Below are 4,551 nucleotides of genomic sequence, written 5' to 3' on the forward strand. Positions count from 1 at the left end.
GTTCCGCGGACGTCGACGTGTCCCGGGTCAGGTGGGGCCGGTGAGCTGTCGCATCGCATCGAGCAACGTGGTGTAGACCGGTCCGGGCTGCGGGTCCTCCCCGTCCGAGGCGGGCTCGTCATGGACGTCGTCGGCTGCTGCCGGTGCGAAAAGCCACCACAGGTTGCCCCATGGGTCGATGAACCGGGCGATGTCGAAGCCACCGTAGAACGGAGAGACCTCGGTGACGACGGTGGCACCGCGACCGACGGCGCGGCGCATGGTCTCCGCGGCATCGCTGACGTAGACCTGGGTCAGCGCCGGGGTGAACGGCCAGTCCGCCTTTCGGTCCGCGACCATGATCACCGAGTTGCCGATGTGCACCTCGGCGTGGATGAGCGTCCCGTCACCGGCGTACCAGTCGGGCGTGTGCGCTTCGCCGTCCTCGGTACCGTCGAATACCTCGGACAGGAACTCGATGAACTCGGCCGCGCCTTTCACGACGATGAATCCGTTGACGGTGTTGTACTCCGGAGATGCTGGCGAGTTGGTTGATGTGTCCATGCGTCGAAACCTAAGGACGGTTGAGGACAGTCACTGGCCTCTAACCTGCCGCACCAGGGCAGCACAAACTGGCGAGCCGTTCCGTGACTCGCTGACCCTGAGCTGACCGACACCCGCCGGTTGGCAGGTTGGCAGGCGATGACCATGCACTTGCTGCCAAGAACCTCTCGGGCGTGGCAGCAGGTGCATGGTCAGTTTCCGACCCGATGCCCGGGCGGTCAGGTCGTGCGGAGAGTCCAGCTCTGGTTGGTGGCACCGCTGCAGGCCCAGAGGATGATCTGGGTGCCGTTGGCGGTGCCCCGGCCGTTGGCGTCGAGGCAGAGCCCGTTGTGGGCGTTGGTGATGGTGCCGTTCGCGTTCACGTTCCAGCGCTGGTTCGCGCCGCCCGTGCAGTCCCAGATCGCCGCCTTGGTGCCGTTGGCCGTGCCCCAGCCAGCGGCCTCGAGGCACTTGCCGTTGACCTTCAGCTCACCGGCGGAGGTGCGGGTGAACGCCTGGCTGGGACGCTGGGCGCAGTCCCAGAGCTGTGCCTGCGTCCCGTTCGTCGTCGAGGAGTTCGGGATGTCCACGCAGCGGTTCGACGCCGCACCGACGATCGCCGTCGATCCGGACTGGCCCGTGCCGCCGAGGCCGGCCAGGATCGCGTCGATGATGCCCTGCTGGGTCACGGAGCCGGCGGGCCGGTCGAACAGCCCGAACCCGTACTGCCCGTTGAAGCCGTTGTCCCAGTAGATGGTGCTCGCGCCGTACTTCTTCGCGGTGGCCACCAGCGTGCGCGCGAAGTCCTGCCGGTACCGGTTGTTCGAGGAGTCGAACGAGGACTTGTCGATCGCGCCGTACTCGCCGACGACCACCGGGTAGCCGCGCGTGACGAACTTGTCGTACATCTTCTTGAGCTGCGAGTCCATGTAGTCCTCCTGCCCCCAGGTGGACTTCTTCGACGCATTCGTCGCTCCGGCGCCCCACTGCGTGATGTTCCCGTTCTCCTCTCCGGCGAAGTCCCACGGGGAGTAGTAGTGGACGGAGATCATCAGCCGCTGCTCGTTGCTCGGGATCGACGAGGACCGGTGGTTGTCCGTCGGGATCACGAAGCCGTAGTCCCCGGCGGTGTAGTCGATGTTCGTGTTCCACCCGGGTACGAGCAGCCAGCGCGAGCCGTTGTTTCCGCCGGCCTGCCGCACGGTGTCGACGAAGATCTGGTTGTAGCTGTTGATGTTCGAGTAGCAGGGCTGCGTCGGGGCGCCGTACTGCCCGTCGAACTCCTCGTTCATCGACTCGAGGATCAGCCGCTGGTCGTAGGCCTGGAACCGGGTGGCGATCTGCTGCCATGCCTTCTGGTACTTGGCCCTGATCGTCGTCTGGTCGGCCGCGTCGCAGATGAGCCAGGACCCATTGACACCCTTGAAGCCGTCGCCGTGCATGTTGATCACGACGTACAGGCCCCGGTTGTAGGCGTAGTCGACGACCTGCTGGACCCGGTTCAGCCACGCGGCGTCGATGGTGTAGCTCGGGCCGGAGCCGATGGCGTTCAGATAGGAGACCGGGATCCGGATCGTCTTGAACCCTGCCGCGCGCACCCTGTCGATCTGGGCCTGGGTGACGGTCGGGTTGTTCCAGGCGGTCTCGCTCGGATACCCGTTGGCGCTGGCCTCCAGGCTGTTCCCCAGGTTCCAGCCGGCGCCCATGTCGGCGACGATCTGCGAGGCGTTCAGCGGTGTCACGGTGTCGGCGGACGCCCGGGTCGTCCAGCCGGTGGCGGACAGGCCGACCGCCACCATCGCGGCGGCAAGACACATGGTCAGAAGTCTGAGTGGGGCTCGTCTCACAAGGTGCATCGTTGCTCCTTTCGTCGAGGCTCGATCGGGCCGGGACGGGCTCGAAAGAACTGCTTGTTGAACCCGCCTGCGGAGGCGGTGAGGCTCGGCGACGATGCCGGCCCCGCCGCTGGTGCGACGAGCTTCTGCCAAGGAGGCCACTGCATGGTGCGCTCTTCGTCGAGCACTGGTGCATCCGCTCCGACGGGGCCGTTCCCTCGAAGCGCTTCAACAAGATATGGCTTTTGTCCGAAGCCGCGCAACCCCTGAAGTGTGGCTGCCATGCCGTCACAGGTCGGGCCGGTCAGAACGAGCTATCGAAAACCAGCCGTCGAAGCGCTTCAGCGACCGGAGCCCGGGTGGCACCCCCGGCCAGCCGCGCGGCCGCCGGCCGCTCAGGAAACAAAACCGGTGACTCCGACGGCAGCTCCCGGCGATCATGGCCCGCATGGAAGAGGTCAAGGTCGTTGTCGCCCATCAGCAGTGCGCCACCCTGCGCGTCGGTGACGTGTTCCTGAAGATCGACGGCGACCAGACGCGTAGCGACGTCGAGGTCCAGGCGATGGCCATGGTGCCGGTCCCGACCCCGGAGGTCCTCTGGCGCGAGCCACCCGTGCTCGCGCTCGCCGCCGTCCCCGGGACCGCACTGGGACGCCTCGGCGAGCCGTCGTCCGCGTCGCCGGCGGCGTGGGCCGCCGCGGGCGCCGCCGTCCGGAAGCTGCACGACTCGCCGCTGCCGCCCTGGCCGGGCCGGAGCGTCGACGAGCTCGACGCCGAGTGCGAGTGGCTCGTCACCAGCGGCACCCTTCCCGCGGACCTGGTCACGCGCAACCGCCAGGTCGCCGAGGCCGCGCTCCGGCCGTGGACACCGGTGTTCGTGCACGGCGACCTGCAGCTCGCCCACATCTTCCTCGAAGGGGACGAGGTCACCGGCGTGATCGACTGGACAGAGGCCGGCCAGGGCGACGCCCTGTTCGACCTCGCCGTCCTGACACTCGGGAACGAGGATCGTCTCGACGACGTCGTCGCCGGCTACGGCACCGACGTCGACCTCGACGTGATCCGCGCGTGGTGGTCGCTGCGCAGCCTGGTGGCCATCCGCTGGCTGGTCGAGCACGGCTTCGACCCGGCCGCGCCGGGCTGCGAGATCGACGTGCTGCGCGCCCGCATGTGACGCCAGGTGGGGGATGACACGGACTTTCACCCCGTGTACCTTGTCGTGACATTAGGACGTCATGTCCTGGTCAACCGCGGGACAGCATCGGCTGCCAGTGTCGGCACGCCCGGTAAGAAGTCTCGGACGCAGTGCAACTGATTCGGAGAACCCATCATGTTTGCTGCAGTGAGCTCAACGACGTCATCCCGCCTCGCCAGGACCTTGCTGGCCATGATCGGCACGACCCTGCTGGTCCTCAGCATGCCGACCGTCGCCTCCGCCGCCGTGCTGAACCCGCTGCCGGCGAACGCCACGGACTTCCAGCGCACCTTCCAGCCGTACTTCGACTACGACGGCGACAGCTGCTTTCCCGCAGCGGCCATCGACGCCGGCGGCCGGCTCAACGGCGGCCTCGACGACAGCGGCCCCGTCACCGGTGAGTGCCGCAGCGGCCACCTGGGCAAGGCCAACACCTATTCGCGAGCCACGTGCAACAACGGCTGGTGCGCCATCGTCTACGCCCTGTACTTCGAGAAGGACATGAGCTGCGCCGGCTGCACCGCGACGTCGCACCGCCACGACTGGGAGGGCGTTGTGGTCTGGGTTCCGCAGGGGGCTGCGACACCGTCCTACGTCTCCGTGTCCCGCCACGGCCAGTACGAGACCAAGCCCTGGAGCAGCATCTCGGAGAAGAGCGGCGTTCGCGTCAAGGCGGTCTACCACAAGGACGGCGTCAGCACGCACGTCATGCGCTTCGCCAAGTCCGGTGAGCGGCCGGAGGCCTGGGGCGACGGCGGCTGGGACGAGCCCGCGCTGGTCGGCTGGGATCGGCTCGACGGCGGCCTGCGCAACACGCTGAACGGCTCGAGCTGGGGCGACGCCAACTTCCCGCTCCAGGACAGCCGGTACGGGACCGAGCTGACCCGGGCCAAGCCATCAGCCATCCCGTTCAACCCGAGCACCTTCTGACCCGACGGGGCGCGCGTGGTCGGCAGAATGTCAGGTGATCGGTAATCCGGACTGCCGATCACCTGACAT

Annotated in this window: 4 protein-coding genes; 2 read left to right on the forward strand and 2 right to left on the reverse strand. The window is 67.5% G+C overall.

The window, feature by feature from the left end; genetic code table 11:
* Positions 1-27 precede the first annotated feature (27 nt).
* On the reverse strand, positions 28-543 hold the full coding sequence (locus ACFWE2_RS24605; RefSeq protein WP_377226836.1) for a VOC family protein: 516 nt from the start codon (positions 541-543) through the stop codon (positions 28-30).
* Positions 544-761: 218 nt separating this feature from the next.
* The gene (locus ACFWE2_RS24610; RefSeq protein ID WP_377226837.1) at positions 762-2,339 is read right to left on the reverse strand and encodes a cellulase family glycosylhydrolase; all 1,578 of its coding nucleotides are present in this window, start codon (positions 2,337-2,339) and stop codon (positions 762-764) included.
* A gap of 466 nt (positions 2,340-2,805) precedes the next feature.
* On the opposite strand from ACFWE2_RS24610, the gene ACFWE2_RS24615 reads away from it, so the two are divergent.
* Both ACFWE2_RS24615 and ACFWE2_RS24620 read left to right on the forward strand, forming a co-directional pair.
* On the forward strand, positions 2,806-3,531 hold the full coding sequence (locus tag ACFWE2_RS24615) for a phosphotransferase family protein (RefSeq protein WP_377226838.1): 726 nt from the start codon (positions 2,806-2,808) through the stop codon (positions 3,529-3,531).
* A 213-nt stretch (positions 3,532-3,744) separates the two neighbouring features.
* Entirely contained in the window at positions 3,745-4,482 is a 738-nt protein-coding gene (locus tag ACFWE2_RS24620; RefSeq protein ID WP_377226839.1) for an NPP1 family protein, read from the forward strand.
* Positions 4,483-4,551: the final 69 nt, after the last annotated feature.

The organism is Promicromonospora sp. NPDC060271, assembly GCF_042726755.1.
GTDB lineage: Bacteria > Actinomycetota > Actinomycetes > Actinomycetales > Cellulomonadaceae > Promicromonospora.

Bases quoted from the DNA above. Each gene is read 5' to 3' on its own strand.
- ACFWE2_RS24605 (WP_377226836.1), bottom strand. From the start codon at position 543: ATGGACACATCAACCAACTCGCCAGCATCTCCGGAGTACAACACCGTC.
- ACFWE2_RS24610 (WP_377226837.1), bottom strand. From the start codon at position 2,339: ATGTGTCTTGCCGCCGCGATGGTGGCGGTCGGCCTGTCCGCCACCGGC.
- ACFWE2_RS24615 (WP_377226838.1), top strand. From the start codon at position 2,806: ATGGAAGAGGTCAAGGTCGTTGTCGCCCATCAGCAGTGCGCCACCCTG.
- ACFWE2_RS24620 (WP_377226839.1), top strand. From the start codon at position 3,745: ATGATCGGCACGACCCTGCTGGTCCTCAGCATGCCGACCGTCGCCTCC.